This window comes from Rhodoferax sp., assembly GCF_037143375.1.
In the GTDB taxonomy this organism is placed as follows: domain Bacteria; phylum Pseudomonadota; class Gammaproteobacteria; order Burkholderiales; family Burkholderiaceae_C; genus Rhodoferax.
This window is the reverse complement of record NZ_JBAWYV010000023.1, coordinates 1-25,547: the sequence shown is the minus strand read 5'-3', so window position 1 is coordinate 25,547 and position 25,547 is coordinate 1. Positions and strand designations below refer to the sequence as shown.

25 protein-coding genes are annotated in these 25,547 nt (G+C 56.4%); 5 read left to right on the top strand and 20 right to left on the bottom strand.

Going from position 1 to position 25,547, the window contains the following annotated elements; genetic code table 11:
- Nucleotides 1-29 precede the first annotated feature (29 nt).
- Together WCG50_RS05830 and WCG50_RS05825 are read left to right on the top strand one after the other, a co-directional pair.
- Nucleotides 30-1,502: a S41 family peptidase gene (locus WCG50_RS05830; protein ID WP_336898635.1), complete on the top strand. Its 1,473-nt coding sequence runs from the start codon at nucleotides 30-32 to the stop codon at nucleotides 1,500-1,502.
- Between the two features lie 6 nt (nucleotides 1,503-1,508).
- Nucleotides 1,509-2,261 carry a HesA/MoeB/ThiF family protein gene (locus WCG50_RS05825; protein WP_336898634.1) on the top strand — a complete coding sequence of 251 codons (753 nt, stop codon included), beginning with the start codon at nucleotides 1,509-1,511 and terminating at the stop codon, nucleotides 2,259-2,261.
- A 10-nt stretch (nucleotides 2,262-2,271) separates the two neighbouring features.
- Here the strand turns inward: WCG50_RS05825 and WCG50_RS05820 are convergent, their stop codons facing one another.
- Entirely contained in the window at nucleotides 2,272-2,730 is a 459-nt protein-coding gene (locus WCG50_RS05820) for a thermonuclease family protein (RefSeq protein ID WP_336898633.1), read from the bottom strand.
- A gap of 196 nt (nucleotides 2,731-2,926) precedes the next feature.
- Between WCG50_RS05820 and WCG50_RS05815 the strand changes: the two genes are divergently transcribed.
- Nucleotides 2,927-3,712: a GGDEF domain-containing protein gene (locus WCG50_RS05815; protein ID WP_336898632.1), complete on the top strand. Its 786-nt coding sequence runs from the start codon at nucleotides 2,927-2,929 to the stop codon at nucleotides 3,710-3,712.
- A 2-nt stretch (nucleotides 3,713-3,714) separates the two neighbouring features.
- The gene (locus WCG50_RS05810) at nucleotides 3,715-4,551 is read left to right on the top strand and encodes a MinD/ParA family protein (RefSeq protein ID WP_336898631.1); all 837 of its coding nucleotides are present in this window, start codon (nucleotides 3,715-3,717) and stop codon (nucleotides 4,549-4,551) included.
- Here the strand turns inward: WCG50_RS05810 and WCG50_RS05805 are convergent.
- The 17 genes from WCG50_RS05805 to WCG50_RS05725 form a co-directional block, all read right to left on the bottom strand.
- A complete protein-coding gene (locus WCG50_RS05805; protein ID WP_336898630.1) occupies nucleotides 4,535-6,334 on the bottom strand; it encodes a diguanylate cyclase in 1,800 nt (599 codons plus the stop codon). The two genes, WCG50_RS05810 and WCG50_RS05805, sit on opposite strands and share 17 nt — an antisense overlap.
- Nucleotides 6,335-6,344: 10 nt before the next feature.
- Nucleotides 6,345-7,136 (bottom strand): transporter substrate-binding domain-containing protein, encoded by a 792-nt coding sequence (locus WCG50_RS05800; protein WP_336898629.1) that lies wholly within the window; start codon nucleotides 7,134-7,136, stop codon nucleotides 6,345-6,347.
- A 96-nt stretch (nucleotides 7,137-7,232) separates the two neighbouring features.
- Nucleotides 7,233-8,075, bottom strand: a complete 843-nt coding sequence (locus WCG50_RS05795) for a DUF429 domain-containing protein (protein WP_336898650.1) — start codon at nucleotides 8,073-8,075, stop codon at nucleotides 7,233-7,235.
- Between the two features lie 55 nt (nucleotides 8,076-8,130).
- A complete protein-coding gene (locus tag WCG50_RS05790) occupies nucleotides 8,131-8,553 on the bottom strand; it encodes a BLUF domain-containing protein (RefSeq protein WP_336898628.1) in 423 nt (140 codons plus the stop codon).
- Between the two features lie 2 nt (nucleotides 8,554-8,555).
- The gene (gene folE, locus WCG50_RS05785) at nucleotides 8,556-9,281 is read right to left on the bottom strand and encodes a GTP cyclohydrolase I (RefSeq protein ID WP_336898627.1); all 726 of its coding nucleotides are present in this window, start codon (nucleotides 9,279-9,281) and stop codon (nucleotides 8,556-8,558) included.
- Between the two features lie 78 nt (nucleotides 9,282-9,359).
- Nucleotides 9,360-10,589, bottom strand: a complete 1,230-nt coding sequence (gene clsB / locus WCG50_RS05780; protein ID WP_336898626.1) for a cardiolipin synthase ClsB — start codon at nucleotides 10,587-10,589, stop codon at nucleotides 9,360-9,362.
- A 7-nt stretch (nucleotides 10,590-10,596) separates the two neighbouring features.
- The gene (locus WCG50_RS05775) at nucleotides 10,597-11,349 is read right to left on the bottom strand and encodes an endonuclease/exonuclease/phosphatase family protein (RefSeq protein ID WP_336898625.1); all 753 of its coding nucleotides are present in this window, start codon (nucleotides 11,347-11,349) and stop codon (nucleotides 10,597-10,599) included.
- Entirely contained in the window at nucleotides 11,346-11,816 is a 471-nt protein-coding gene (nudB, locus tag WCG50_RS05770) for a dihydroneopterin triphosphate diphosphatase (RefSeq protein ID WP_336898624.1), read from the bottom strand. The genes WCG50_RS05775 and nudB overlap by 4 nt, the downstream gene beginning before the upstream one ends.
- Nucleotides 11,817-11,890: 74 nt before the next feature.
- Nucleotides 11,891-13,705, bottom strand: coding sequence for an aspartate--tRNA ligase (aspS, locus tag WCG50_RS05765; protein WP_336898623.1), 1,815 nt, complete (start codon nucleotides 13,703-13,705; stop codon nucleotides 11,891-11,893).
- Nucleotides 13,706-13,758: 53 nt separating this feature from the next.
- Nucleotides 13,759-14,388 carry a DUF502 domain-containing protein gene (locus WCG50_RS05760; protein WP_336898649.1) on the bottom strand — a complete coding sequence of 210 codons (630 nt, stop codon included), beginning with the start codon at nucleotides 14,386-14,388 and terminating at the stop codon, nucleotides 13,759-13,761.
- 36 nt (nucleotides 14,389-14,424) lie between these two features.
- Entirely contained in the window at nucleotides 14,425-14,775 is a 351-nt protein-coding gene (locus WCG50_RS05755) for an FmdB family zinc ribbon protein (protein ID WP_336898622.1), read from the bottom strand.
- A 70-nt stretch (nucleotides 14,776-14,845) separates the two neighbouring features.
- On the bottom strand, nucleotides 14,846-16,411 hold the full coding sequence (gene ubiB / locus WCG50_RS05750) for a ubiquinone biosynthesis regulatory protein kinase UbiB (RefSeq protein WP_336898621.1): 1,566 nt from the start codon (nucleotides 16,409-16,411) through the stop codon (nucleotides 14,846-14,848).
- The gene (locus WCG50_RS05745; protein ID WP_336898620.1) at nucleotides 16,408-16,956 is read right to left on the bottom strand and encodes a hypothetical protein; all 549 of its coding nucleotides are present in this window, start codon (nucleotides 16,954-16,956) and stop codon (nucleotides 16,408-16,410) included. Before WCG50_RS05745 ends, ubiB begins: the two co-directional genes overlap by 4 nt.
- 79 nt (nucleotides 16,957-17,035) lie before the next feature.
- Nucleotides 17,036-18,025, bottom strand: coding sequence for a Tim44-like domain-containing protein (locus tag WCG50_RS05740; RefSeq protein WP_336898619.1), 990 nt, complete (start codon nucleotides 18,023-18,025; stop codon nucleotides 17,036-17,038).
- 25 nt (nucleotides 18,026-18,050) lie between these two features.
- A complete protein-coding gene (ubiE, locus tag WCG50_RS05735; RefSeq protein ID WP_336898618.1) occupies nucleotides 18,051-18,782 on the bottom strand; it encodes a bifunctional demethylmenaquinone methyltransferase/2-methoxy-6-polyprenyl-1,4-benzoquinol methylase UbiE in 732 nt (243 codons plus the stop codon).
- 142 nt (nucleotides 18,783-18,924) lie between these two features.
- Nucleotides 18,925-19,338, bottom strand: a complete 414-nt coding sequence (locus WCG50_RS05730; protein ID WP_336898617.1) for a DUF971 domain-containing protein — start codon at nucleotides 19,336-19,338, stop codon at nucleotides 18,925-18,927.
- 50 nt (nucleotides 19,339-19,388) lie between these two features.
- Nucleotides 19,389-23,276: an FAD/FMN-binding oxidoreductase gene (locus WCG50_RS05725; protein ID WP_336898616.1), complete on the bottom strand. Its 3,888-nt coding sequence runs from the start codon at nucleotides 23,274-23,276 to the stop codon at nucleotides 19,389-19,391.
- 191 nt (nucleotides 23,277-23,467) lie between these two features.
- Here WCG50_RS05725 and ugpQ point away from each other — a divergent pair, with 191 nt between their 5' ends.
- Nucleotides 23,468-24,247 carry a glycerophosphodiester phosphodiesterase gene (gene ugpQ / locus WCG50_RS05720; protein ID WP_336898615.1) on the top strand — a complete coding sequence of 260 codons (780 nt, stop codon included), beginning with the start codon at nucleotides 23,468-23,470 and terminating at the stop codon, nucleotides 24,245-24,247.
- 102 nt (nucleotides 24,248-24,349) lie between these two features.
- Here the strand turns inward: ugpQ and WCG50_RS05715 are convergent, their stop codons facing one another.
- Together WCG50_RS05715 and WCG50_RS05710 are read right to left on the bottom strand one after the other, a co-directional pair.
- Entirely contained in the window at nucleotides 24,350-24,808 is a 459-nt protein-coding gene (locus WCG50_RS05715) for a hypothetical protein (RefSeq protein WP_336898614.1), read from the bottom strand.
- A gap of 60 nt (nucleotides 24,809-24,868) precedes the next feature.
- Nucleotides 24,869-25,498 carry a hypothetical protein gene (locus WCG50_RS05710; RefSeq protein WP_336898613.1) on the bottom strand — a complete coding sequence of 210 codons (630 nt, stop codon included), beginning with the start codon at nucleotides 25,496-25,498 and terminating at the stop codon, nucleotides 24,869-24,871.
- Nucleotides 25,499-25,547 lie beyond the last annotated feature (49 nt).

Sequence of the window (25,547 nt, the reverse complement as noted above, 5' to 3'; positions counted from 1 at the left end):
ACATTGACAGGGACTTATCAGAGAGACATATGGCTCAAAAATTGAAAATTGCTGGTTGGATTTCATTGGGTGTGGTTGCAGGCGCCCTGACCACCGTGTCGCTGCAGACAGTGGCACGCGGCACGCTAGCGCCGCTGCCACTGGAAGAGTTGCAACAACTGGCAGCCGTGTTTGGCATGGTCAAGAGCAACTACGTGGAGCCGGTCAACGACAAGAAGCTCATCACCGATGCCATCGCAGGCATGGTGGCCGGGCTGGATCCCCATTCTGTCTATCTCGACAAAAAAGCACTGAAAGACTTCAACGAAGGCACCACCGGCAAATTTGTCGGCGTCGGCATTGAAATTTCGCAAGAAGATGGCGTCATCAAAGTGGTGTCGCCCATTGAAGGATCCCCCGCTTTTCGGGGCGGCATCAAGCCCAACGACCTGATCGTCAAGATCGACGACACCCCGGTCAAGGGTCTGACGCTCAACGAAGGCGTCAAACGCATGCGTGGCGAGCCCAACACCAAGGTGGTGCTCACTATTTTCCGCAAGTCCGAGAACCGCACGTTCCCGGTCCCGATCGTGCGTGAAGAAATCAAGACGCAAAGTGTCAAGAGCAAGATCGTGGAGCCCGGCTACGCCTGGATTCGCCTAAGCCAGTTCCAGGAACGCACAGTGGAAGACTTTGCCCGCAAAGCCGAAGAAATTTACAAGCAAGAACCTAAGCTTAAGGGCTTGGTACTCGACTTGCGCAACGATCCGGGTGGTTACCTGGATGCTGCCGTGGCGATTTCAGCAGCATTCTTGCCTGAAAACGTGACCGTGGTGTCGGCCAATGGCCAGTTGGCTGAGAGCAAGTTCACCTACAAAGCCTCGCCCCAGTATTACCAGCGCCGCGGCGGTGCTGACCCGCTCAAGCACCTGCAGGAAGTGACCAAAGGCGCCCTGAAAAAAGTGCCTTTGGTCGTCTTGGTCAATGAAGGCTCCGCTTCTGCCAGCGAAATCGTAGCAGGTGCGTTGCAAGACCACAAACGCGCCACCTTGTTGGGCAACCAGACATTCGGCAAGGGTTCAGTCCAGACCGCCGTCTGTCTTGACCCCTCGTTCCGCATGGACAATTGCCCGACGGCGGCCCTGAAACTCACCACCAGCCGCTACTACACCCCCAGTGGCAAGTCGATTCAGGCCAAGGGCATCGTGCCGGACGTCATGATTGACGAAACCGAAGAAGGCAACTTGTTTGCCGCTTTGCGGACCCGCGAAGCAGATCTGGAAAAACACCTGGGCAGCGGCCAGGGCGAAGAAAAGAAAGACGACACCCGCGAGAAAGCCCGCGAAGAAGCCCGTAAAAAACTGGAAGAAGAACTCAAGAAACCCTTGGCCGAGCGCAAGATTCCTGAATATGGGTCCGAAAAAGATTTCCAGCTGATCCAAGCCATCAACCAACTCAAAGGACATCCGGTCATGGTCAGCAAAACCATGGTGGAGCGTCAGGAAGAAAAGAAAGAAGAGTAGCCGCAAATGACGGATGAGGAGTTGCTGCGTTACTCACGCCATGTGCTGCTGAACGAGATCGGGATTGAAGGCCAGGACAAAATTCTTGGCAGCCATGCCCTGATCATTGGCGCCGGCGGTTTGGGCTCCCCGGTGGCACTTTACCTCGGGTCGGCCGGTGTGGGACATATCACGGTGGTCGACAACGACACGGTAGACATGACCAACTTGCAGCGGCAAATCATCCACAACATGGCGCGGGTCGGCCAAGCCAAGGCCTTGTCAGCCCAAACGTCCATCGGCGCCATCAACCCGACCATTTGCGTCACCCCGGTGGTGGCACGGGCGGATGCCGCGCTGCTCGAGACGCTGGTAGCCCAAGCCGATGTGGTGCTGGATTGTTGCGACAACTTCACCACCCGTCACGCCATCAATGCCGCCTGCGTGAAACACCGCAAACCATTGGTGTCAGGCGCAGCCATTCGTTTTGACGGACAAATCTGCGTCTATGACCCACGCGATGCCGAGTCACCCTGCTACGCCTGTGTATTCCCGCCCGACACCACTTTTGAAGAAACCCGCTGCGCCACGATGGGCGTTTTTGCGCCGTTGGTGGGCATCATTGGCTCGATGCAGGCCGCTGAAGCTCTCAAGCTCATTAGCGGTGCTGGCCGCCCGCTCACGGGTCGCCTGTTGATGCTGGATGGTCGGTCCATGGAATTCACTGAAGTGCGCATCGGTCGCCAATCAAGCTGCACCGTTTGCGGCACCTCTCACTGAGTCGCTGAAGTTACTGTTTTGCGAGGTGGCAAGTGCCGTGTCTTTTTCGAAAATCCCTCGGTAATTCTGGCTGACTCGCGGCAAACAGTCCCCGGCGCGACGAGCGCGCTTCTGACTCTTCAATCGCATAAGGCCCCAGACTGCGGCGCCAACGGTAAGACCAGGCTTGGCCCGACAAAACCATCTGCGCGCCCAAATCAGCACCATTAAGCCGAATGGTGGCCAGACCTCTTCCATACATGTCTTTTCGCTTCACCGTGACTTCGACACGTTGATGCAAGGCACGCTGCACCAACAGCGCACGCGAGTCCTCACCACCCGTCTGGCAAATCTCTGGGGCATCAATGCCGTCAATACGCAACTTTCGAACTTTTCCGCCCGAATCAGGCTTAACCCAGAGCGTGTCGCCATCGGTAACATGGTTGACTACTCCAATGAAAGCCCTTGCCGCATCGGCGTTATTAGCCATCAAAACAATAGCAAACAAGAAATATTTAAGCATCAAGCAGACTTCATCAAAAGAGGTTTTGTGCAGATCACCCGATATTGGTACGCCTCTACGAAAGGCTTTTAGTACGCGGTGAAATCCCTGATTTTCAACCCGGTTTTTAAAACTGTTCCTGTTAGACTTAAATTGTTATCTTTCCAGGTACTCTGTGGCTTCTATGAATGCATCCCCTGTAATTCAACTGCAAGATTTGCGCTTGGACGATGCGCGTGCCCTGCTGGGACACGATCCTTCCAGTAGATTGCCTGTCGCTGAAGAATCGTCCACCGCCTATGTGCAAACGATCATCGACAACCTGTGCGAACTGTCCCTGAAAGACCCGCTTACTGGCTTGTCAAATCGTCGTCATTTCCGTAACGTATTGAGTCGTGAAATTGATTCCGTTGCGCGATCTGGCGAATCAGCGTTACTGCTGATGCTCGATATTGATCACTTCAAAAATGTGAACGACACCTACGGACACCTGGCCGGCGACCAGGTATTGCAAGCGATTGCAAAGTGTCTCGCCGCCTGTGTTCGTCCCATGGACACCGTGGCGCGTTACGGTGGCGAAGAGTTTGCTGCCATCTTGCCGAATTGCCCGGTTTCCTTTGGGTTGATCGTCGCCGAACGCATTCGCGAAGCTATTGCCGATCTTTATATTTCTGTGTCGCCCCTGCTCAACGTCCGGGTGACGGTCAGCATTGGCGGCGCCTACGCCCCGGAATGGGTTCGATCCACGACCTCCTTGTGGACGGACCGTGCCGACATCCAACTTTACCGGGCCAAGTCCGAAGGACGCAACCGTGTTTTTATCGATGAACAGCAAGTGATCTCCGTGAGTGCAGAAGAAAAAAGTATGTTATTTGGCCCTTTGTCCATGGGTGATCCTGCCTGGATCGAAAGTATTTCCGGCGATGTGTCGGGCAGTTCGAATGGCAGCGCAATGAATAGGGTGAACTGATCATGAGCGATGTCCTGAATCCTCCACAAGACCAAGTGGTAGCGCCCGTGGTACCGCTTAAACCGCTCGGCAAGGTCTTGGCCGTGACCAGCGGCAAAGGCGGCGTCGGCAAAACCTTCGTCTCCGCCAATCTCGCGGCAGCACTGGCCAAACGAGGGCACCGTGTTTTGGTACTGGATGCCGACCTTGGCCTGGCCAACCTCGACGTGGTGCTCAACCTCTATCCTAAGCTCACATTACATGATGTGTTTACCGGAAAGGCTAAACTCGAAGAGGCCATTGTGCGAGCCCCAGGTGGTTTCTCAGTCTTGCTGGCGGGCTCTGGCATGGTGGAATATTCGCGCCTGACGCCTGAAGTTCGCGATGATTTTCTGCGCATCATGGGGGGGTTGATCCCGCATTACGACATTGTGCTGCTCGATACCGGTGCCGGTATTTCGGACGTCGTGCTGTTTGCCGTTTCGCTGGCCTCCGAGGTGATTGTGGTTGCCACCCCTGAGCCCACCTCCCTGACCGATGCCTATGCCACCATCAAGGTGCTAGTGGCCCAGCAAAAGCGCCAAAATATCCGCATGGTCATCAACCAGACGGCACGCTTGGGTGATGGACGCGCCATCACCACGCAATTGCAGCAAGTGCTGGACCGTTTTGTCAAAACGGAACCCGGTCGTCCCCTGCGCCTGATTCACATGGGTGATATACCTTCTGACCCATCAGTTCGTCAGGCCGTGATGCGCCGCCAGTTGCTGATGCAATCCACGCCGGGTTGTCCGGCCGCTCTGGCGATCTCCCAGTTGGCCGGCAAGCTCGAAGACACCATCATTAACCGGGTGAACTAAGGCGGCAAAACTCGACCCGGTTACGACCGTGGTCTTTGGCCTGGTACATGGCAGTGTCCGCATTTTTGGACAGCTCGATTTCATCTTCACCATGTTCAGGATAGGTAGCAATGCCCATGCTGCAAGAAATATGAACAGTGTGACCGCCAGGCAAGGTAAATGGTTGTGCGAGGGCCTGGCGAATCTTCAAAGCCACGAGCAAGGCATCCTGGTCATCATTGATCAAGGGCAACAAGATGACAAACTCGTCGCCGCCAATGCGGCCCACCGTGTCTGACTGGCGTACGCAATCACTCATCCGCAAAGCAGCGTCCTTGAGCAGGGCATCTCCCAAGCCGTGCCCCAAGGTGTCATTTACCGACTTAAAGTGATCGAGATCCAGAAACATCAGCGCAAGCCGTGTCCCATCCCGCTTGGCATGTGACAACTCCTGCTGCAGGCGGTCATAAAACAAGGCCCGATTAGGCAAGTCCGTCAGTGCATCATGCTGTGCCATGTGGGTCATGCGCAGTTCAATTTCCTTGCGCTCACTGATGTCACGCGCAATGCTGATGACATGCGGCTTATCGTCAATCAGCAGTTGTTTTCCCGAAATCAAACTTACTCGGGGCAGGCCATCTTTTGTCAGTAAGTCCGCTTCAAAATTCTCGCAAAACCCTTTCTCGGTGACTTCATCGACAAATTTTTGGCGTGCTGCTGGATCAACCCAAAGAGGAAAATCCGAACCATGCTGCCCCAGCAGTTCTTCCCGGCTGAAGCCGGTGAGTACCGTGAATCTTTTGTTGATATCCACCACAATGCCATCCGCCAAACGAGTGACCATCACCGCATCGGGGCTGGTGTCAAAAATCAACTCAAACCGTTCCTTGACCTCTCTAAGTTCAGAAGTCATTACCCTTGCAGCAGCCAGGGCGCGAGCCCGCCCTGTCACCAACACCCAAGCGAGCAGCGTCAGCAGCAGGGTAAACCCAGCACCCCCCAGCGCCATCAAGCGCGAACTGTCCCGGGCCACCAAAGCTGCCGAGTCGGCTCGCTCACGTACCGTGACGGCCCAGGTACGACCTGCCAACACCAGGTACTCAGTCTGTTCAAGGGGCGTGACCGCCTGAGTGGAGGCGGACTGTGTTGAGTCAAACATCAACGACTCAGGCGACATCTGCACGCCATCGTAAATTTTGATATCGTTTCCCGGAACGTGATTTCCATACAGGCTGGCCATCAAATCATTCATTTGCACCGGTGCCACCACCCAACCCTGAAGATTGGTGCGGCGTTCTGCCAGCGTGTCCGGGTGACGTCCTCCTTTGTAAAACGGCATGAACATCACGAAATTGACCTGCTTCTGCCCTTTGTCGCTCAAGGGCGATTTCAACTTGCCCGTCATCGTCAGTCGACCCGAGTCACGCGCCGCTTGCATAGCCTCTCGAAGGTCTGTATCAGCCTCAAGAATCATGCTGCCAGCCGAGGGCAGCAGTCCACTCACGCTGATCTCGTCAAGGCCAGCAAAATCAGCCCCCAATTGCAAGGCCTCGACATAAGCTTGCAGTTTCTTGGTATCGATCCGGTCAGACGTGGCGAGCAGAGCATGAACCCCCAGCATGACCTGTCCATAAGACGCCACACGCTGCTCAATGCTGCTGGTGATTTCGCGCAAGTTGAAGTCAAGCGTCTCTCGACGACCCTGGGCTGTATTGTGCTGTTCATGCTGCCACAACCAGACACTGGCAACGCCAGCAACAGCAAAGACCAGCGCAACAAACAGGTAATGACGAAACCGGCTCATAGCCCGAATCTCAGAAGTTCACCATGGAGGTGGCCAGATCGGTGGAGAAATACTTCTCGAAAATGTGCAGCATGGCACCATCCCGGCGCATGCTGTCCACCAAGGATCGCCACTTGGCTTGCTCAATGATTGACAGCGATTTTTTGGACATGATCAGACCGTGCGGAACCGAACTGTCTTGGGTGTCCACAATCAAGGTCAAATCCTTGACCGAACGGCCCGCCACTTGCGAGTAGTCGAAGGGTTCAATAATCATGCCTTGAATGCGATTCAGCGCCAGCAACTCGTACAGCGGGTCAAGGCCCGTGGCGTAAAGCACCCGGTTTTGAGCCGTCAGTTTGTCAACTAATTCATTGGCATTCTTGCTGTATCGAAAACTTCGAATGACGCCGAGTTGGAGTTGGGGGTTTTTCTCGAATGAAGACAGGTTTGTCACCCGCGCATCTTTGCGTGCCAGCAAATAATATTTATTGGAAAAATACCAGGCGAAGCCGGCAAAGACGTCACGCTTCTCGTTGGTAATGCCTGACATGCTGAAGTCGAGGGCCCCTGACTCGATCAATTGCCAGATCCGGGCACGGGCCATCACGGTGACGACAACTTTGCAACCGCTGCGCTTGATCAATTCATCGGCAACATCTTTGTCAATACCGCTGCCGGTATCACTGGAATATAGCAAACCATGTTCATGCAATGCCAAGGTCAGGGGTCGCGAACAATCAGGCCCTTCACTCGCATGCGAGGCACCCACAGCCACCCATAGCAGCAGCACCCGCCCCAATGCCCGAAACAAATGAACCATATGCCCTGACTTTCCCTAAAATATTCTTGTGGGGATGATTTTGGCACTAAAACACGACAACTTGATGGCAGCACATTGTTTCAAGCCGCCTTCACGTCAGGCCGTGACGATCCACCCTTCGAGCGGATCCATGTCACCCGGTAAACCATAGCACTTGGCGCCTTGGGCATGTTGGGTTTGCGCCCATGCCGCCTGGATCAGGCACAGCACCGCATCCAGCGAATCGCCAGTGGCATCGTCCACCAGCACATCCCGCTGCGCGTGTGTCAGCTTGAGGCGCAGTCCCAACCGGGTCTGCCCGTGCTCCAAGGCGGTGATCAGGTCTTTGCGGGCAATCAGGCGTTCTGGGGTTTGGCGGGCTTTGTCATCACTCTTGTAACTTCGCTGGTTCAGCACTTCACGCGCCAGCAAGCCCGGATAACCTTCCAAAGCCACCTGCTTTGGTCTATTGCCAAACGAGGCACCAGGATGCAAACCGGGCAACTGCACGCCAGCGGCCAGCAGCAAAGGGACACCGGCATGCAACATGTATGCCACCGGTGGGTTAACCCATTTCATGGAAGGACTTGAGCCTGCAGGGAGGTCAGTGGCCCGGTGCGCAAATTTACCGCCCACCGGTCGGGCATTGCAAAACGAAGAAAAGACGCTTCGGATTTCTGCCCTGGTCAATCGGGCGTAATGACGGATGCAATCTTCCCATTGAAGCGGCCATCCGACAGTCTCCAACAACTCGCGCGGTAAGCCAAAAGGCAGATCAAACGCGCCTACCCATGGAATCGGCTGATTTAGCCAATGGGCGAATGCATCCAGTGACTCAATCCGCTCCAATTTTGATAGTTGGACCCGCCCGCTATTCAAGGAGCCCAAGGCTAAAACTATCGCTTTTTTTCGGGAAGGACTGCTTGAAAAATCACAGCCCAGCAGGAGGGTGTCGACCAAACCGTCGGTCAGTGACGGATTCGACTGAGTCAGGGCCTGCGTTGCTGGCTTGCTTTTAAGAGCGGCCAATGATGCAGGCCGTGGCCATCAGTTCTTCCAGTAGCGCCAGCGACACGCTACCCGACACCAAATAAGGATTAAGTTCGGCTTTTTCAGCGTACTTGAGCAAGATGGAGGCATTGATCTTGGACATGTTGACCTGTCCCATGGTCCAACCGGCAAAGCGGCGCTCGGAAATCTCTTCGTAGTGCAACAGCACCACATCGTTGTGGCGAGGATCGCGCTGAATGTGACCGAACAACTCGCTCACAGCCATCCGCCCACCTTCAATGGCCTGCAAAAAGATACCGCCGCCATAACAAAGAATCCCGGTGATACCGCATTCCGGATTGTGGTGACGCGATTGAATCAGGATGGCCTCAATGGCTTCAGGAGTGGTGTCGATTGCACGACTGGCATAAAGTAAACGAACCAGCATGATCAGCCTTTTTTGGGTATCAACGAGAGAAATTCACGGCGCAGGTTGGGGTCTTTGAGGAAACTTCCGCGCATGACCGAATTGATCATCTTGCTATCCATGTCCTTGACACCGCGCCAACCCATGCAGAAATGGCTGGCTTCCATCACGATAGCCAGTCCATCGGGTTGGGTTTTTTGCTGAATCAAATCCGCCAACTGAACCACGGCCTCTTCCTGAATCTGCGGGCGTCCCATGACCCACTCCGCCAGTCGGGCGTACTTGGACAAACCAATCACGTTGGTGTGTTCGTTGGGCAGCACGCCAATCCAGATCTGGCCAATAACCGGGCACAGGTGATGACTACAGGCGCTGCGCACCGTAATGGGGCCAACAATCATCAATTCGTTGAGGTGCTCCGCATTGGGGAACTCAGTGATGACGGGCGCGCTGACGTAGCGGCCCCGAAACACCTCATTGAGGTACATCTTTGCGACCCGGCGTGCTGTTTTATCGGTGTTGTGGTCACGTTCGGTGTCAATCACCAGACTGCTCAGCACACCTTGCATTTTTCCTTCTACCTCGTCGAGCAACATTTCCAACTCACCTGGTTTGATGAAATCGGCAATGTTGTCGTTGGCATTGAAACGCTTGCGCGCCGCCACAATGCGTTCCCGGATTTTGACGGAGACAGGTGTGCCCTCGTCGGCATCAGCTTGATTCATGGTACTTTGACTTTTCATTAACATGCAAGAATGGTAGCAGCGTTTTGCTTGTAGGGTTTTTAGCCTCTAGCCCACGTATCTACTGCGCTACATGCTATAAATTCAATAGCGTTTGCCATTTAAGAAGAGCAAAACACGCATAACACCAAAAGCGAGTCGATCCAGAAACCGCTGACGCCACGGCCGATTGGCATAGATGGCAGGGTCGACCTGAGTCCCACCCTGCGCCATGGCACTGACGAGGCGCGTGCGCAAGTCCTGCGCAAACTCAACATCGTCCACAACCACATTGGCCTCGCGAGCCAGCAGCAAGCTTAAAGGGTCCAGGTTTGACGATCCCACCGTGGCCCAATGACCATCAATAACGGCCACTTTTGCATGGAGAAAGCTGACCGAGTACTCATGAATCTCGACACCCGCCTTCAGCAAAGCGCCGTAAACCGGTCGGGATGCGTGGTACTGCATAAAATATTCATACCGCCCTTGCAGCAACAAGCGCACCCGCACCCCCCGTTGCGCCGCATGAATGAGCCCCAGGCGCAATTTCCGACCCGGCAGGAAATAGGCATTGGCGATGATGATTTCGTGCTGAGCAGAGCCAATCGCCTGGCGGTAAGCGCGCTCAATGCGCGAGCGGTTGCGCACGTTGTCACGCAACACCAAATCAGCACTGGTGATGTGTTCTGCTTTGACCGGGAACAACCGGCTTGCTGACATTTCAGGCGCGACTCGCATTTTCTTCGCCAACTCCAGTGACTCCTGTAGGGCCTGCCAAGCACCTTGAAAGTCACTGTGGCGCATAGTGGTCGTGGCCTGCAAACGCCACCAAAACTGCGTCAGCACTTCATGCACGGTCTGCACCAGCGGGCCGGTCACACGCACGGCAAAGTCAAACCGGGCGGCCTCCAGCACGCCGTGGTTCGGATCGTAAAAATCATCAAGAACATTGATGCCACCACAGAAGGCGACCGAACCATCCACCACGCACAACTTCCGATGCAAGCGCCGCCAGCGACTTGGAATCAGTACCCCCAAACGGCCCAGGGGCGAAAAAATACGCCACTTAACCCCTGCCGCGTCAAAACGAGTGACCCATTCAGCGGGAATCTCCGGCGTGCCGACGCCGTCCATCACTAGATACACCGCCACGCCACGCAAAGCGGCACGCTCCAGGGATTGCGCCACTTGACGCCCCGTCGCCTCGGCACAAAAAATATAGGTTTCCAATCGCACTTCGTGCGAACTGCCGTCAATAGCATCGTTCAAAGCTGCGAAAAACGCATTCCCGCCTTGCAACAGCTGCATCTGATGTCCGGGGCGAAGGGGCGGCATGGTTCCTTTAAGGCGAGGTCGACAGGCCTTTGGGAAGTCCAAACTCGGCTATCAACGGCAAATGATCCGACATGCGCCACCAGATGCGGCCGCGTGGCACATGAACGCCCATCGGCGTCAAGCCTCTGGCATAGACATAATCCAACTGAACCAGCGGCAAGCGAGACGGGAAAGTAGCTTGGCGAACGCCCTTGAACGCTTTCAGTTGGGTCGCTGCCAATGCACGTTCCACCAGTGCGCCCCAATCATTGAAGTCACCCGCTACCAACAGCGGCTCTTGGGCCGGGATTTCCCGCTCGATATAGCGCTGCAACTGTGCCACCTGGCGCGTGCGACTGGCTCTAATCAAGCCCAGATGCACGACCACCACATGCACCGGTTGCCCATGCACCAGCACCTCGACGTGTAGCAAACCTCTTTGCTCAAAGCGATGATCCGAAATATCTTCATGCTGATGGTCCAGCACGGGCCAGCGCGACAAAATGGCATTGCCATGCTCGCCGTGCCGGGTAATCGCGTTGGTACGGTAGACCGCCTCGTAGCCCTCTGGCGCCAGAAAATCAGCTTGCGGCAACTCTGGCCAGTGCGTGAAATACGCGGCCTCATCCCGGTTCATCTTGCGTACTTCCTGCAGGCACACCACATCGGCGTCCAACTCCTTGATCGCATGGCCCAGGTTGTGAATCTCCAGTCGGCGCCGCGGCCCGATGCCCTGAACGCCCTTGTGAATGTTGTAGGTTGCTACCCGAATGGTATTCATGCGGTCACACTCAAAGACGCAAACTTGGGCAACATCAAACAGGCTTCCGCATTGGAGGGTGAAAAGCAGGCCTGCGCAGCTTGCAAGTACGGCAGCCATTGGTAGGCGGTGTGCTCGCGTGGACTCAAAATCACCCCGGTGCCGGCGGGCACTTGCAAGCCAAACAGGTGCTCGGTATTGCGGGTTACGCCCGGTGCATAGCGGTGCTGCCAACGCGGATAAATGTCATAAACGTTCTCAAGCTGCCAGTCATGCAAACATCCTGCTAGCGGCCCCTCTGGACGGCAATCGATGCCGGTTTCCTCCTGCACTTCGCGCACCGCCGTTTGCATAAAGCTTTCGCTGAGAGTGTCTTTGCTGCCTGTCACAGATTGCCAAAAATCGGGCGCATCGGTGCGTCTGATCAGCAGCACATCAAGTGCCGGGGTGTAAATCACCACCAGCACGGATTCGGGAATCTTAAACATGGATCCAAGCCGAAAAAAAAGGGCGCCGAATTAGCGCCCTTTCATTCTGCCTGAAGCCTTGCCTCAGGTCTTGATCAAACTGGTTTGGTCAACTCAGTTGGGCGCAAGCGGATGTGCAACTCGCGCAATTGCTTCTCTTCAACCACTGAAGGCGCTTTGGTCAGCAGACATTGGGCACGCTGGGTTTTGGGGAAAGCGATCACATCACGAATCGACTCGGCACCGGTCATGAGGGTGACGATGCGGTCCAGGCCAAAGGCCAGGCCACCGTGAGGTGGCGCGCCGTATTGCAGGGCGTCGAGCAGGAAGCCAAACTTGTCTTGCGCTTCTTCTGGCGTGATTTTGAGCGCATCAAAAACTTTTTGCTGCACATCGGCACGGTGGATACGGACTGAGCCACCGCCCATTTCCCAGCCATTGAGCACCATGTCGTAGCCTTGGGAGATGCACTTCTCGGGGGCTGTGACCATCCAGTCTTCGTGGCCTTCTTTGGGCGCGGTGAAAGGATGGTGGACTGCGGTGTAGCGCTGCGACTCTTCGTCGTACTCGAACATCGGGAAGTCGACCACCCACAATGGACGCCATGATTTCTCAAACAAGCCATTTTTCTTGCCAAACTCACTGTGACCGACCTTGATGCGCAGGGCGCCAATGGCGTCATTGACGATCTTGGCCTTGTCGGCACCAAAGAAAATCAGGTCGCCATCTTTTGCGTTGGTGCGTGCCAGCACTTCGGCCAGTGCCTTGTCGTGAATGTTTTTGACAATTGGCGATTGCAGACCGTCGCGGCCTTTGGACAGGTCGTTGACCTTGATGTAGGCCAAGCCTTTGGCACCGTAAATCTTGACGAACTCGGTGTAAGCGTCGACCTCACTGCGGCTCAGGCCGCCCGTTTCGCGGGCCCCACCGGGGATGCGCAGACCCACCACGCGGCCATCCTTCATGTTGGCCGCTCCGGCAAACACCTTGAAGTCGACATCGGTCATGACATCAGTCAACTCGGTAAATTCGAGCTTGACACGCAGGTCTGGCTTGTCGGAGCCATAGCGGTGCGCCGCTTCCTGGTACGTCATGACCGGGAACTCGCCCAAGTCGACGTTCAGGGTGTTTTGGAACACGGTGGTGATCATGCCCTGGAACATGTCACGAATTTCCTGCTCGCTCAGGAACGAGGTTTCGATATCAATCTGGGTAAATTCAGGCTGACGGTCGGCGCGCAAGTCTTCGTCGCGGAAGCACTTGGTGATCTGGTAGTAGCGGTCATAACCGGCCACCATCAACAACTGCTTGAACAACTGGGGGCTTTGTGGCAAGGCAAAGAAGTGGCCTTCATGCACGCGGCTGGGCACCAGGTAATCGCGCGCGCCTTCGGGGGTGGACTTGCCCAGCATCGGGGTTTCGATGTCAATGAAGCCATTGGCATCCAAAAACTTGCGCACTTCCATCGACACGCGGTAGCGCAGCATCAGGTTGTTTTGCATGTAGGGGCGACGCAAATCAAGCACCCGGTGCGTCAGACGCGTGGTCTCGCTCAGGTTGTCATCGTCCAACTGGAAGGGCGGCGTCACCGAGGGGTTGAGCACGTTCAACTCAAGGCACAGCACTTCAATCTTGCCGCTTTTCATGTTGTCGTTGGTGGTGCCTTCGGGACGGGCGCGCACCAAGCCTTTGACCTGGATACAAAACTCGTTGCGCAAGCCTTCAGAGGTCTTGAACATGTCGGCACGGTCGGGGTCGCAGACGACTTGAACATAGCCTTCGCGATCACGAATATCGACAAAAATAACGCCACCGTGGTCACGGCGACGGTTGACCCAGCCGCATAAAGTCACAGTTTCGCCCAACAGGGCTTCGGTCACAAGACCGCAATAATGGGAACGCATGGCCATAGAAAAGCTTTCAAAGCCCGCCAACAAAGGCGGCACAGGTTATCGACAAAAATTTACTTAAGGGAAACCGCAGCGGTGGGCGCCACAGAGCCCATCGAAATTACATAGGTAAGTGCTTCGTCCACACTCATATCCAATTCGATGACGTCAGCACGCGGCAACAACAGGAAAAACCCGCTGGTCGGGTTCGGTGTAGTGGGCACATACACGCTCACAAAATCAACCCCAAGATGCCCCGCCACTTCACCCACGGGAGCACCAGTCTGAAAGGCAATGGTCCAGACACCCGCACGCGGATACTGCACCAGCATGGCTTTACGAAACGCATTGCCGTTGCCTGAAAAAAGTGTGTCGGACACTTTTTTGACGCTGTTGTAAATCGACTTGAAGACAGGGATATGCGTAAACAGTTTGTCCCACTGCTTGAGCCACCAGCGCCCCGCCACGTTGGACACCAGCGCCCCCGTAATCAGCAGGGCGGTAAAAACCAGCACCACGCCCAAGCCAGGAATGTGGCGCAACTGCTCAATCACAGTTCCCGTGGCATCGGATGACACGGCAGCAATACCGGTCAGCAAGCCTCCAAAAATAGCATCAAGCAGGCCCACCAACCACAGCAAAACCCAGAGGGTAATGGCCGTAGGCAGCCAGACCAACAGGCCGGTGATCAGGTATTTTTTAATTGGCACAACAACTCCCAGGATATTGACGCAAGGACGTCAATGACAGGCGCAACCACCACCACAACCGCCAGAAGCAGCAGGCGCCGAATCGGTTTTGCTGGCAGTGCTTTCAGTGGGCTTGGCGGTTTCCGAGGGCTTCGAAGCGGCTTCGGTGCTGGTGGAACTGGCTGAAGTCGAGGTGGGTGCTGTGGTGGTCGCTGACCCGCCACCCTTGAAATCAGTGGCGTACCAACCGGAACCTTTTAACTGAAAACCGGCAGAAGTCAGTTGTTTCTTGAAGGTGGAGGCACCGCAGGTCGGACAGTCTGTGAGCAGAGGGTCGGACATTTTCTGCAACACATCCTTGGCAAACCCACAGGACTCGCATTTATAGGCGTAAATTGGCATGGCAATAAGGCTCGGATTTCAAGTTGCAAAGCTTTTGATTATAAAGCGTTGACATCCCCACCCTGCCCGCTCAGAAAACCCGAACGCGCACTACCCACTGCATCACCACCAGACCGAGCGCAAAACCAATGCCACCGTACAACAGCGCTTGCAGCAAGCGGTTAGTGCGTTTTTGCTCCAGCAACAACTCTTCGAGGGCACGCCCGGAGCCGGACTTGGTGCTTTGGAGAAAATTCACCAGCAACCTGGGCAGTTCTGGCAGTAATTTGGCATAGCGGGGTGCCTCGTTGCGCAACTGGTCGATGAGCTTTTTGGGACCCAGTTCATCAATCATCCATTTTTCCAGGAACGGCTTGGCTGTGGCCCAGAGGTCGAGTTCCGGATCAAGTTCGCGGCCCAAACCTTCGATGTTGAGCAGTGTTTTTTGCAACAAGACCAGTTGCGGCTGGATTTCAACCTGGAAACGCCTCGAGGTCTGGAACAAGCGCATTAGCACCAGCCCCAGCGAAATTTCCTTCAGGGGGCGGTCAAAGTAGGGTTCACAGACTGAGCGAATGGCAGACTCCAGCTCATCCACCCGCGTGGCGGGAGGAACCCAACCCGACTCAATGTGCAACTCGGCCACGCGCTTGTAATCGCGGCGGAAAAAAGCCGTGAAATTTTGCGCGAGGTATTCTTTATCGGACTCAGTCAGGGTCCCGACGATGCCAAAATCCAGAGAGATGTAGCGACCAAACGTGGCGGGCTCAATGCTGACCTGGATGTTACCCGGGTGCATGTCGGCGTGAAAAAAACCATCGCGAAACACTTGCGTGAAGAAAATCGTGACCCCGTCACGCGCCAGTTTGGGAATATTTACCCCTGCAGCACGCAGGCGCTCCACCTGGTTGATGGGTAGACCTTTCATTCGCTCCATCACGATGACTTCCGTGGCGCAATAGTCCCAGAACATTTCAGGAATCAGCACCAGGTTCAGCCCATCCATATTGCGGCGCAACTGCGCTGCGCTGGAAGCTTCGCGCACCAGGTCCAACTCGTCGTGCAGGTACTTATCGAACTCGGCGACCACTTCGCGCGGCTTGAGGCGCTTGCCGTCGTTAGACATGCCTTCGATCCAGCCCGCCATCATGCGCAGCAGGCTTAAATCTTTCTCGATTGCCGTCTGCATGCCCGGACGCAGCACCTTGACGGCCACTTCGCGGTTCTTGCCGTTGCGGTCTTTGAGCACCGCAAAGTGCACTTGTGCAATGGAGGCGCTGGCGATCGGTTCGCGGTCAAACGAAACAAAGATATCGTCCACTTTTTTATTGAAAGCGCGCTCGATGGTGGCGATGGCCACATCACTGCCAAAGGGTGGCACGCGGTCTTGCAGACGGGCCAACTCATCGGCAATATCCACCGGCAACAGGTCGCGCCGGGTGGACAACACCTGACCGAACTTGACAAAAATAGGCCCCAGACTCTCCAGCGCCTCACGGATGCGCTGACCGCGCGGCGCCTTCAAATTGCGCCCTATCGACAAAAAACGGGAAAGGGCGTGGAGCCAGGGTTTTTCAAAGCTGGTCAGGAACAACTCGTCCAGACCGTAACGCAACATCACCCAAACAATGAACGCGCCCCGAAACAGGCGAGTCATGTCGGGGCCTTGGGCGACCCATTGGCAACTGAACCCACGAACTGCTTCAAGGCATTGGCCATGCCACGCGCTGCCTGACCCAAACCGTGGGCGGGAGCGTCACCAATGATCTTGGCCAAGTCCTCTTCCAGGTCCCAGCGGACATGGTCAACCAGCCAATTCACCTCGGCGGCCAGTTGCACATCGCCTTCAATGCGCACGGTGGGCTTGTTGCCACGTAAAACCGCTTGCGCCAGGGCCAAGGGAGATTCTTCGGTCACCGCCAAGACCAGATCGGGTTTGGCACCGACCGGTGCGCGGTCCAGCAGACCGGCAGGCGTCGCCACCAATTCGATCGAAAAAGAGCGCCATTGCATCAGGACAACGCGGCCTTTCTGTCGGGCCAGTCGGCTGGTCGCTTCTTTTTCCTGGATCAGGATGTGATTAAGCAGCAGAACGATACGTCGCTGCGCCTCATCGACGGCCCAAACCGGGGGTTGAATATTTGGCAAGGGAAGGTTCCGAAATAAACCTTCAAGCAAAGAAAAAGGGGACTGTGTTTCCATAGTCCCCGATTATTCCCTGAATTCAAACTGATTTTGATTCAGGCGGTCATTGCGGTCCCGCAATGACAAATACTATTGACTATTGCAAGGCTTGAACGCCCGCCACCAACCAACCACTGTTACCGGATTTCAGTTTGGTCATATTCCAGACTTCGCGGAACGGGTTCGGGCTGGAATTCACCTCTTCCCGGATCATGCCGGAGAACTCGACGCTGGCCATGTAGCTCTCGCCCAGGTCTTCAATACCCAGCAAATGCGCTTCAATCATGACCACATCGGTCAAATTAACGGGTCCACCGGTGTGCACCTCGCGCTCGGCCAACTGCGACTGGATTTCCTTCAGCATGGTGTCGGTCATCATGACGCGCAAGGCGTTGATGTCAGATCTGTCCCATGCGGCCTGAAGGGACACGAAATTGGCCTTGGCTGACTGGAGAAATCCCTCGGTATCAAAACCAGCAGGCACGCCCCAGCTCTGAGAGCCGGTCAAGCCCGAGCCAATCATGGAACCAGACGCATCCGGCAAGGCCTTGAGCGAGTCGAAAGTCGACGTATTGCGCTCCCAAGGACGGGCTGAAGCGTCATTGCCCACGTTTTCAGGCCGGTAAGTCGCCGGTGTCTGGGCTGTGCTGGCGGGCGAAGCACCCTGAAAGGCGAAGGGCGAGTTGCCCGCATTTTGAGCGTCACCCCCTTGCGAAGCTTTGCGACGTTTCATGAACCAACCCACCGCCGCCATGATGACCAGCGCCAACAGCCCGAACATCAGCATCTGGCCGATGGCGCCTGCCATACCGCCCAGGCCTAAAGAGCTGGCCAACCAGGCCAAGCCAAGACCGGCTGCCAAACCACCCAACATGGCGCCCCAAGGCCGCTTGGGCGCGACGGCGGGTGCGGCTGGCGCAGGTGCCGGAGCCGGTTTCGCCACATTTTGTGCCGGCGCGGCTTGGCGCTGTGTCACATTGCTGGACTGCTGGCCGATCGACTTGCCGCCGCCCATGCGCCTTGCGGCTTCGGCATTAAAGCCGGCCAAAAGCAGGAATACTGCGAATACCAATGACCAAAATTTCATGATGTCTCCTATCGATTTTTTATAATTAACACTTGATGCCGACGTGCAAGGCTACCAGCCCACCACTCATGTTGTGGTAGTCCACATGGCCAAAGCCATTATTTTTCATCAGGGTTTTGAGCTCTTCCTGCCCTGGATGCATGCGAATCGATTCGGCCAGATAGCGGTAACTGGCATCGTCGCCCGCCACCAACTGACCCAATTTGGGCAAAATTTTGAAGGAATACCAGTCGTAGATTTTTTCCAGCGGTGGCGCCACTTTGGAGAACTCCAGCACCAGTAACTTGCCGCCCGGCTTCAGCACCCGATTCATCTCTGCCAGCGCCACATCCTTGTGCGTCATGTTACGCAAGCCAAAGGCCACGCTCACCACATCGAAATGGTTATTGGGGAAAGGCAACTTTTCAGCATCGCACACCAACGTGGGCAGCGAAATCCCGGCGTCAATCAAGCGGTCTCGCCCGGTACGCAGCATGGCTTCGTTGATATCGGTATGAACCACCTGCCCGCTTTTGCCGACCTTTTTGGAAAAAGCCATCGCCAGGTCGCCCGTACCGCCCGCAATATCAAGCACCTGGTAGCCTTCGCGGATGTCAGCAACCTGCACCGTAAACGCCTTCCAGGCGCGGTGCATCCCCATGGACATCAGGTCATTCATCAGGTCGTACTTGGGCGCCACGGAGTCAAACACGCCGCGCACGTGCTTTGCTTTTTCGGTCTCATCAACCGATTTGTAACCAAAATGTGTTGTTGTCATGGGGGCAATACTAGATGCGAAACACCAGTGCAAAAAGGAGGAATTCCCGCACCAGCGTTATTTCGTTGTGAATATGATGAAAATAGGGCTCTAGCCCCCGTGTTACCTGCGCTGATAGCTACTTAATCAATAGCGTAATAGTTCAGTGGCTGCCGCAGCTTTTACCGGCCTTCTCGGGCATGGGCGTGTCGCGCGTGACCCCGGCCTCAGCCAGACGGGCGGTGTAGTCCGACCACAGCTTGTCTTGCTGGGAGCCCAAAAAATAGAGGTAATCCCACGAAAAAATACCGGAGTTATGGCCGTCGCTAAACGACGGTTGTACCGCGTAGTTGCCAACCGGCTCCAAACCGTCCAGACCCACGTCCTTTTTGCCGCTTTGCAGCACCTCTTGGCCGGGACCGTGACCCATCACTTCGGCCGAGGGCGAGTAGACGCGCATCAGCTCAAACGGAATACGGAATTCAGCCCCATCAGAGAAACTGATTTGCAGCACTTTGGACTGGCTGTGCACTGTCATTTCCTGGGGCGTTGGAGCGCCGGATTGCAAACCTGCCATGTTGACCACCTTTTGTTAGACGTCGTGTTGAAAAAATGAACGATTAAAACTCAAACCAGCACGCGCTCAATGCCGCCGTTGTTGGCTTTTCTGACGTAGTCTGGCATCCACTGGTCGCCCAGAATCTGGTTGGCCATCTCGACCACGATGTAGTCGGCCTCCAACAGGCCGTTTTGCAGGTCATCGCCAAAACGGCTCAAGCCCTGCAAACACGCCGGGCAGGAGGTCAAGATTTTGACGTTTTCCTTCGGTCCCAAGCTGCCTTTTTCACGCAACTTGACTTCATTTTTCCGAATCTCTTCTTCCTTGCGAAAGCGCACCTGGGTCGAGATGTCAGGCCGGTTCAGCGCCAGCGTACCGGACTCGCCGCAGCAACGCTCCGACTGGATCACGTTGTCGCCGAGCAAAGCCTTGACGGTCTTGATCGGTTCCTGCAACTTCATCGGACTGTGGCACGGGTCATGAAACAGGAAAGAGCCCGCGTTTAGCAGCGTGATGCCCTTCTCAAGCAGGTACTCGTGAATGTCAATGATGCGGCTACCGGGGAATATCTTGTCGAACTCGTAACCCTGCAACTGGTCATAACAAGTGCCGCAACTCACCACCACGGTCTTGATGTCGAGGTAGTTCAGGGTGTTGGCAACCCGATGGAACAGCACCCGGTTGTCGGTGATCATCTTCTCGGCCTTGTCAAACTGACCGCCGCCGCGCTGCGGGTAACCGCAACACAAATACCCCGGCGGCAACACGGTTTGCACCCCGGCGTGCCACAGCATGGCTTGCGTGGCTAATCCCACCTGACTGAACAGGCGCTCTGAGCCACAACCGGGAAAATAAAACACGGCCTCGGTCTCAGCATTAGTCGCTTGCGGATCCCTAATGATCGGCACGTAGTCCTTGTCTTCAATATCCAACAAAGCACGGGCGGTCTTTTTGGGCAAGCTACCAGGCAACTTCTTGTTCACAAAGTGGATGATTTGCTCTTTGATCGGTGCCGTGCCCACCGTGGCCGGTGGTGCTTTGGTCTGCTTGCGCGAGATTACCTTCATCACATCGGCGGCGATGCGCTGCGCCTTGATCGCAACGTTGACCATCATGGAGCGTGCGAACTTGATCGTGTCCGGGTTGGTGGCATTGAGCATGAACATGGCCGCCGCACCCGCCGGGCGGAAGCTCTTCTTGCCCATTTTGCGCAAGAGGTTTCGCATGTTCATGGTGACATCACCAAAGTCGATATTGACCGGGCACGGCGACAAGCATTTGTGGCACACCGTGCAATGGTCGGCCACGTCTTCAAACTCTTGCCAGTGGCGAATCGAGATGCCGCGGCGCGTTTGCTCTTCGTACAAAAAGGCTTCGACCAGCAGCGAGGTGGCCAAAATTTTGTTGCGCGGGCTGTAAAGCAGGTTGGCACGCGGCACATGGGTGGCGCACACCGGCTTGCACTTGCCGCAGCGCAGGCAATCCTTCACGCTGTCGGCAATGGCACCAATGTCGCTCTGTTGCATGATCAGCGACTCGTGACCCATCAACCCGAAGCTGGGGGTGTAGGCATTGGTCAAATCAGCCTGTAGCCCCCGTGCATCCTGCGTGAGTAGCTTCGAATTTCGTAGCAACTTGCCTTTGTTAAAGCGCCCTTCCGGGTCAACTTTGGCTTTGTACTCGGTGAACGGGCGCAGCTCTTCGTCGGTCAAAAACTCCAGCTTGGTGATGCCAATGCCGTGCTCGCCCGAGATCACGCCATTGAGCGAACGCGCCAGCGCCATGATGCGTTTGACGGCCCCGTGCGCGGCTTGCAACATTTCGTAGTCGTCACTGTTGACCGGCAAGTTGGTGTGCACATTGCCGTCACCGGCATGCATGTGCAAAGCGGCCCAGACCCGGCCTTTGAGCACCCGTTGGTGCACAGCGTTGCACTCTTTCAGAATCGCCTCAAACGCTGCGCCGGTAAATATATTCTCCAGCGGTGCCCGCAACTGCGTTTTCCAACTGGCGCGCAAAGTGTGGTCCTGCAACTCGGGAAACAGCATTTCCACATCGCGCAGCCAACCGGCCCACAGCGTGCGCACCTCGCTAATCAGCGCTTGCGCCTGCGTCACGCGGTCTTCCAGCAATTCGGCCGACGTGATGCCATTGGCATCGCCTTGCTTGCCCAGCGGCAAATCGCTTCGGGCAAAAAACTCGGTCAGCGCATCGCACAAGGCAATCTTGTTGCGCAGGCTGAGTTCGATGTTGATGCGCTCAATGCCGTCGGTGTACTCGGCCATACGCGGCAGCGGAATCACCACATCTTCATTGATCTTGAAGGCGTTGGTGTGTTTGCTGATGGCGGCAGTGCGCTTGCGGTCCAACCAGAACTTCTTGCGCGCTTCCTTGCTGATGGCAATAAAACCTTCGCCGTTGCGTGAGTTGGCTATGCGTACCACTTCAGACGTAGCCCGGGCCACGTCGTCGGCATCGTTACCGGCAATATCGCCAAACAACACCATCTTGGGCAAGCCACCGCGCTTGGACTTGGTGGCATACCCTACCGCCTTGAGGTAACGGTCATCCAGATGCTCCAGCCCGGCCAGCAACACGCCGGAACGCTTTTGCTCGGCAAACATGAAATCGATGATCTCGACAATGCTGGGGACCGCATCGCGGGCGTTGCCAAAAAATTCAAGACAGACGGTGCGCGTATGCACCGGCATGCGGTGAACGACCCAGCGCGCACTGGTGATCAGGCCATCGCAGCCTTCTTTTTGAATGCCCGGCAGACCGCTTAAAAACTTGTCGGTGACGTCCTTGCCCAAGCCTTCTTTGCGGAAAGACTTGCCAGGGATGTCCAGACGCTCGGTGCGCAGCGGCGTTTTGCCGTCGGCCTTGAAGTATTTCAGCTCAAAGCTGGCGACCTCGGCATCGTGAATCTTGCCCAGGTTGTGATTGAGTCGCGTCACCTCAAGCCACTCGGCCTGCGGTGTCACCATGCGCCAACTGGCCAGGTTGTCCAGCGCGGTGCCCCACAGCACGGCTTTTTTCCCGCCCGCGTTCATGGCGATGTTGCCGCCAATGCAAGAGGCTTCGGCCGAGGTCGGGTCCACCGCAAACACAAAACCACCGCGCTCAGCCGCATCGGCCACGCGTTGCGTCACCACACCGGCTTCGGTCCAGACCGTGCCCACCGGCTCGGTCAAACCGGGCAGCGTCCGCATCTCGACCTCGGTCATGGCTTCGAGCTTTTCGGTATTGATGACCGCACTGCGCCAGGTCAGCGGAATCGCGCCGCCGGTGTAGCCGGTGCCGCCGCCGCGCGGGATGATGGTCAGCCCCAAGTCAATACAGCCCTTGACCAGACCGGCCATTTCTTCTTCAGTATCCGGCGTCAGCACCACAAATGGGTACTCGACGCGCCAATCGGTCGCATCGGTCACATGACTCACACGCGACAGGCCATCAAACTTGATGTTGTCCTTGGCCGTCAGCTTGACCAAGGTGCGCTGGGTCTTGCGACGCAAGGCCGCCGCTTCGACAAACGCCGCGTCAAACGACTGCACCGCTTGGCCGGCCAGTTTGAGCAACTCGCCCACCAGCGCATCGCGCTCCGGGTCAGTTTCAGGGGACCGCCGTTTTTCGACCTCATCAAGGCGATGATGCAAAGCATCTACCAACAGCACGCGCCGTTTGGGGTTGTCCAGCAGGTCATCCTGCAAATAGGGGTTGCGCTGCACCACCCAGACGTCGCCCAGCACTTCATACAGCATGCGGGCCGAGCGACCGGTGCGGCGCTCGTCGCGCAGGCGGTTAAGCAACTCCCAGGCGTGCTCGCCCAACAGTCGAATAACGATTTCGCGGTCAGAAAACGAGGTGTAGTTGTACGGAATTTCGCGGATGCGAGCGTGTTCGTGCAGCGCTTGGGTAGCAGGCGCTAATTGATTGAGCTGAAGGGGTGCGTTCATCGGGTTCTGTAGTTGCAGCCAGAACGTGACACTGGGTGAGATCAAGCCCGGCTGGGCTGAGATATTACCGCAGCGCAGCATTCACCTACTGGCCTGATGGGGACCGGGGCCATCCCAAGCCGGAACGCGTGTTTAATCGGTGTGTTGACATCGCTGACCCACCTGGACGCGGACGCACAAGGCAAACCACCATGCTCATCACCGAAGAAAACTGGCCTTACCCGACCTGGATCGCCCACCGGGGTGCGGGCAAACTGGCCCCCGAAAACACCTTGGCCGCGTTCCGTCTGGGCGCCGCCCACGGCTACCGCATGTTTGAGTGCGACGTCAAACTGAGTGCCGATGGCGTCCCATTTTTGCTGCATGACGACACTTTGACGCGCACCAGCAACGCCCTATTGCAATGGGGAGCTGACGTCAGCGCGGTAGGGGGCGACCACGACTGGGGTACGTTGTCGCAACTCGACGCGGGCAGTTGGCACTCGCGGGCCTTTGCTGGCGAACCCTTGCCCTGTTTCGAGAACATCGCCCACTTCTGCCTGCATAACGGCTATGGCTTGAACATCGAAATCAAACCCACGACCGGGCAGGCGCGCCAGACCGGCACCGTGGTGGCCCAGCACGCGGCGCGGCTCTGGCGTAATGCCTCTGTGCCGCCCTTGCTAAGCTCTTTCGACCCCGAAGCACTGGCAGCAGCCCACGACACTGCACCGCATTTGCCACGGGGCCTGTTACTTGAAACACTCTGGAAAGGCTGGCTAGAGACGGCGCTGTCGCTGGAATGCGTGGCCATCATCTGCGACCACACCCTGTGGGAGACATCCAGCGTGACGCAAGCCCAAAGCGCCGGGTTTCGTTGCCTGAGTTACACCGTCAACGACGCGTCTAAGGCGCAGCGCCTGCTTGATCTGGGGGTTGAAGGCTTCATCACTGACCGGGTAGATTTGTTTGCCCCGGCCAGCTCGCAATAGCTTACAACCCTGACTTTTTGCCCCGTTACACTTCATGACGAGAACAAACGAAGGACGTCAGTGCCTGGGAGGTGGCGGCGTTAAAAGATTAATTTTATTGTTTTAGGAAAAAAACATGGCCATTTCATGTTCAAAATGCGCGACTGAAAATAACGACAGCGCGAAGTTCTGCAAAGGCTGCGGCCACGACCTGCGTACCGCCGCACTCACCCCGGCACCCGCTACCGACAACAGCCTGCCCTGCGGCAAGTGCCACACCGAAAACAGCCTCAACGCCAAATTTTGCAAAGCCTGTGGTGCCTCCATGGCGCCTGTTCCAGCGCCTTCATCACCATCGACGCCCGTACCTAATGTGATGCCTGTGACTGCGCCAGAAGCCACGCTTATTAAGGCTGTGGCAACTGCGCCGGACACGACCACCATCGCAGTTCCTGCGCCTCCTCCACCGCCGTCACCCGTACCTGTGGCTGTATCAAAACCGGCGCCCCATGTGGTGACGCCCTTGCCTGCGCCTGTTCCAGAGTCTGCCGCTACGCCAGACTTTGAGGAAACAGTGATCATCACGCCTGAGCCACTTCCGCCATGGGCTGTACCGACGCCCAAACCTGATTTTGAAAAAACTCAGATCCTGTCGCCTCGGCCCGTGATAACACCAACAATCACGCCCACGCCAAAGCCTTTACCGACACCTGCGCCCAAACCTGCCACTGTCGCTCCCCAGTCGTTCGTACAAGCACCAAACAAAGAGGTCATCGCGAAAAGCAACGCCAAACCCTTGGTGCTTTGGGGCAGTATTGCGGCCGTTGTGTTGGTTTTGGCAAGTGGCGGAGCTTGGTTCCTCACCCATTCCAAAAAATCAGCTGAGACAGAGACCTCTGCAGCGCCGGTACCTGCACCCGTGCCGGTCGCCCCCCCTGTAGCTGCGCCCGCACCCAGTCCAGCGCCAACGCCGCCTGTTGAACCGGCCTCGGCCCCCTTGCCCGTTGCAGCCCCGGCACCGGCTCCTGTGGTTGAAGCCGCGCCAGTAGTTCGCCCAGTGCCTGTAGCCCCTAAACCCTCGCCCAAACTGGCAGCACCCAAAGTAGCGCCAGTACCGGTTGCAGTGCCAAAACCAGCACCGCCCCCTGCACCGGTTGAGCCCGTCCATGCTGCTCCAAAACCGGCCCCTGCAGCACCCGTTGTCGAGGCGGGACCGTCCAGTCCCAAAGAAGCTTGTGGTGCACGCGTGTTTCTGGCGATGGCGTTTTGCATGCAAGAGCAGTGTCAAACCCCGAAATTCACCCACCATCCACAGTGCGTC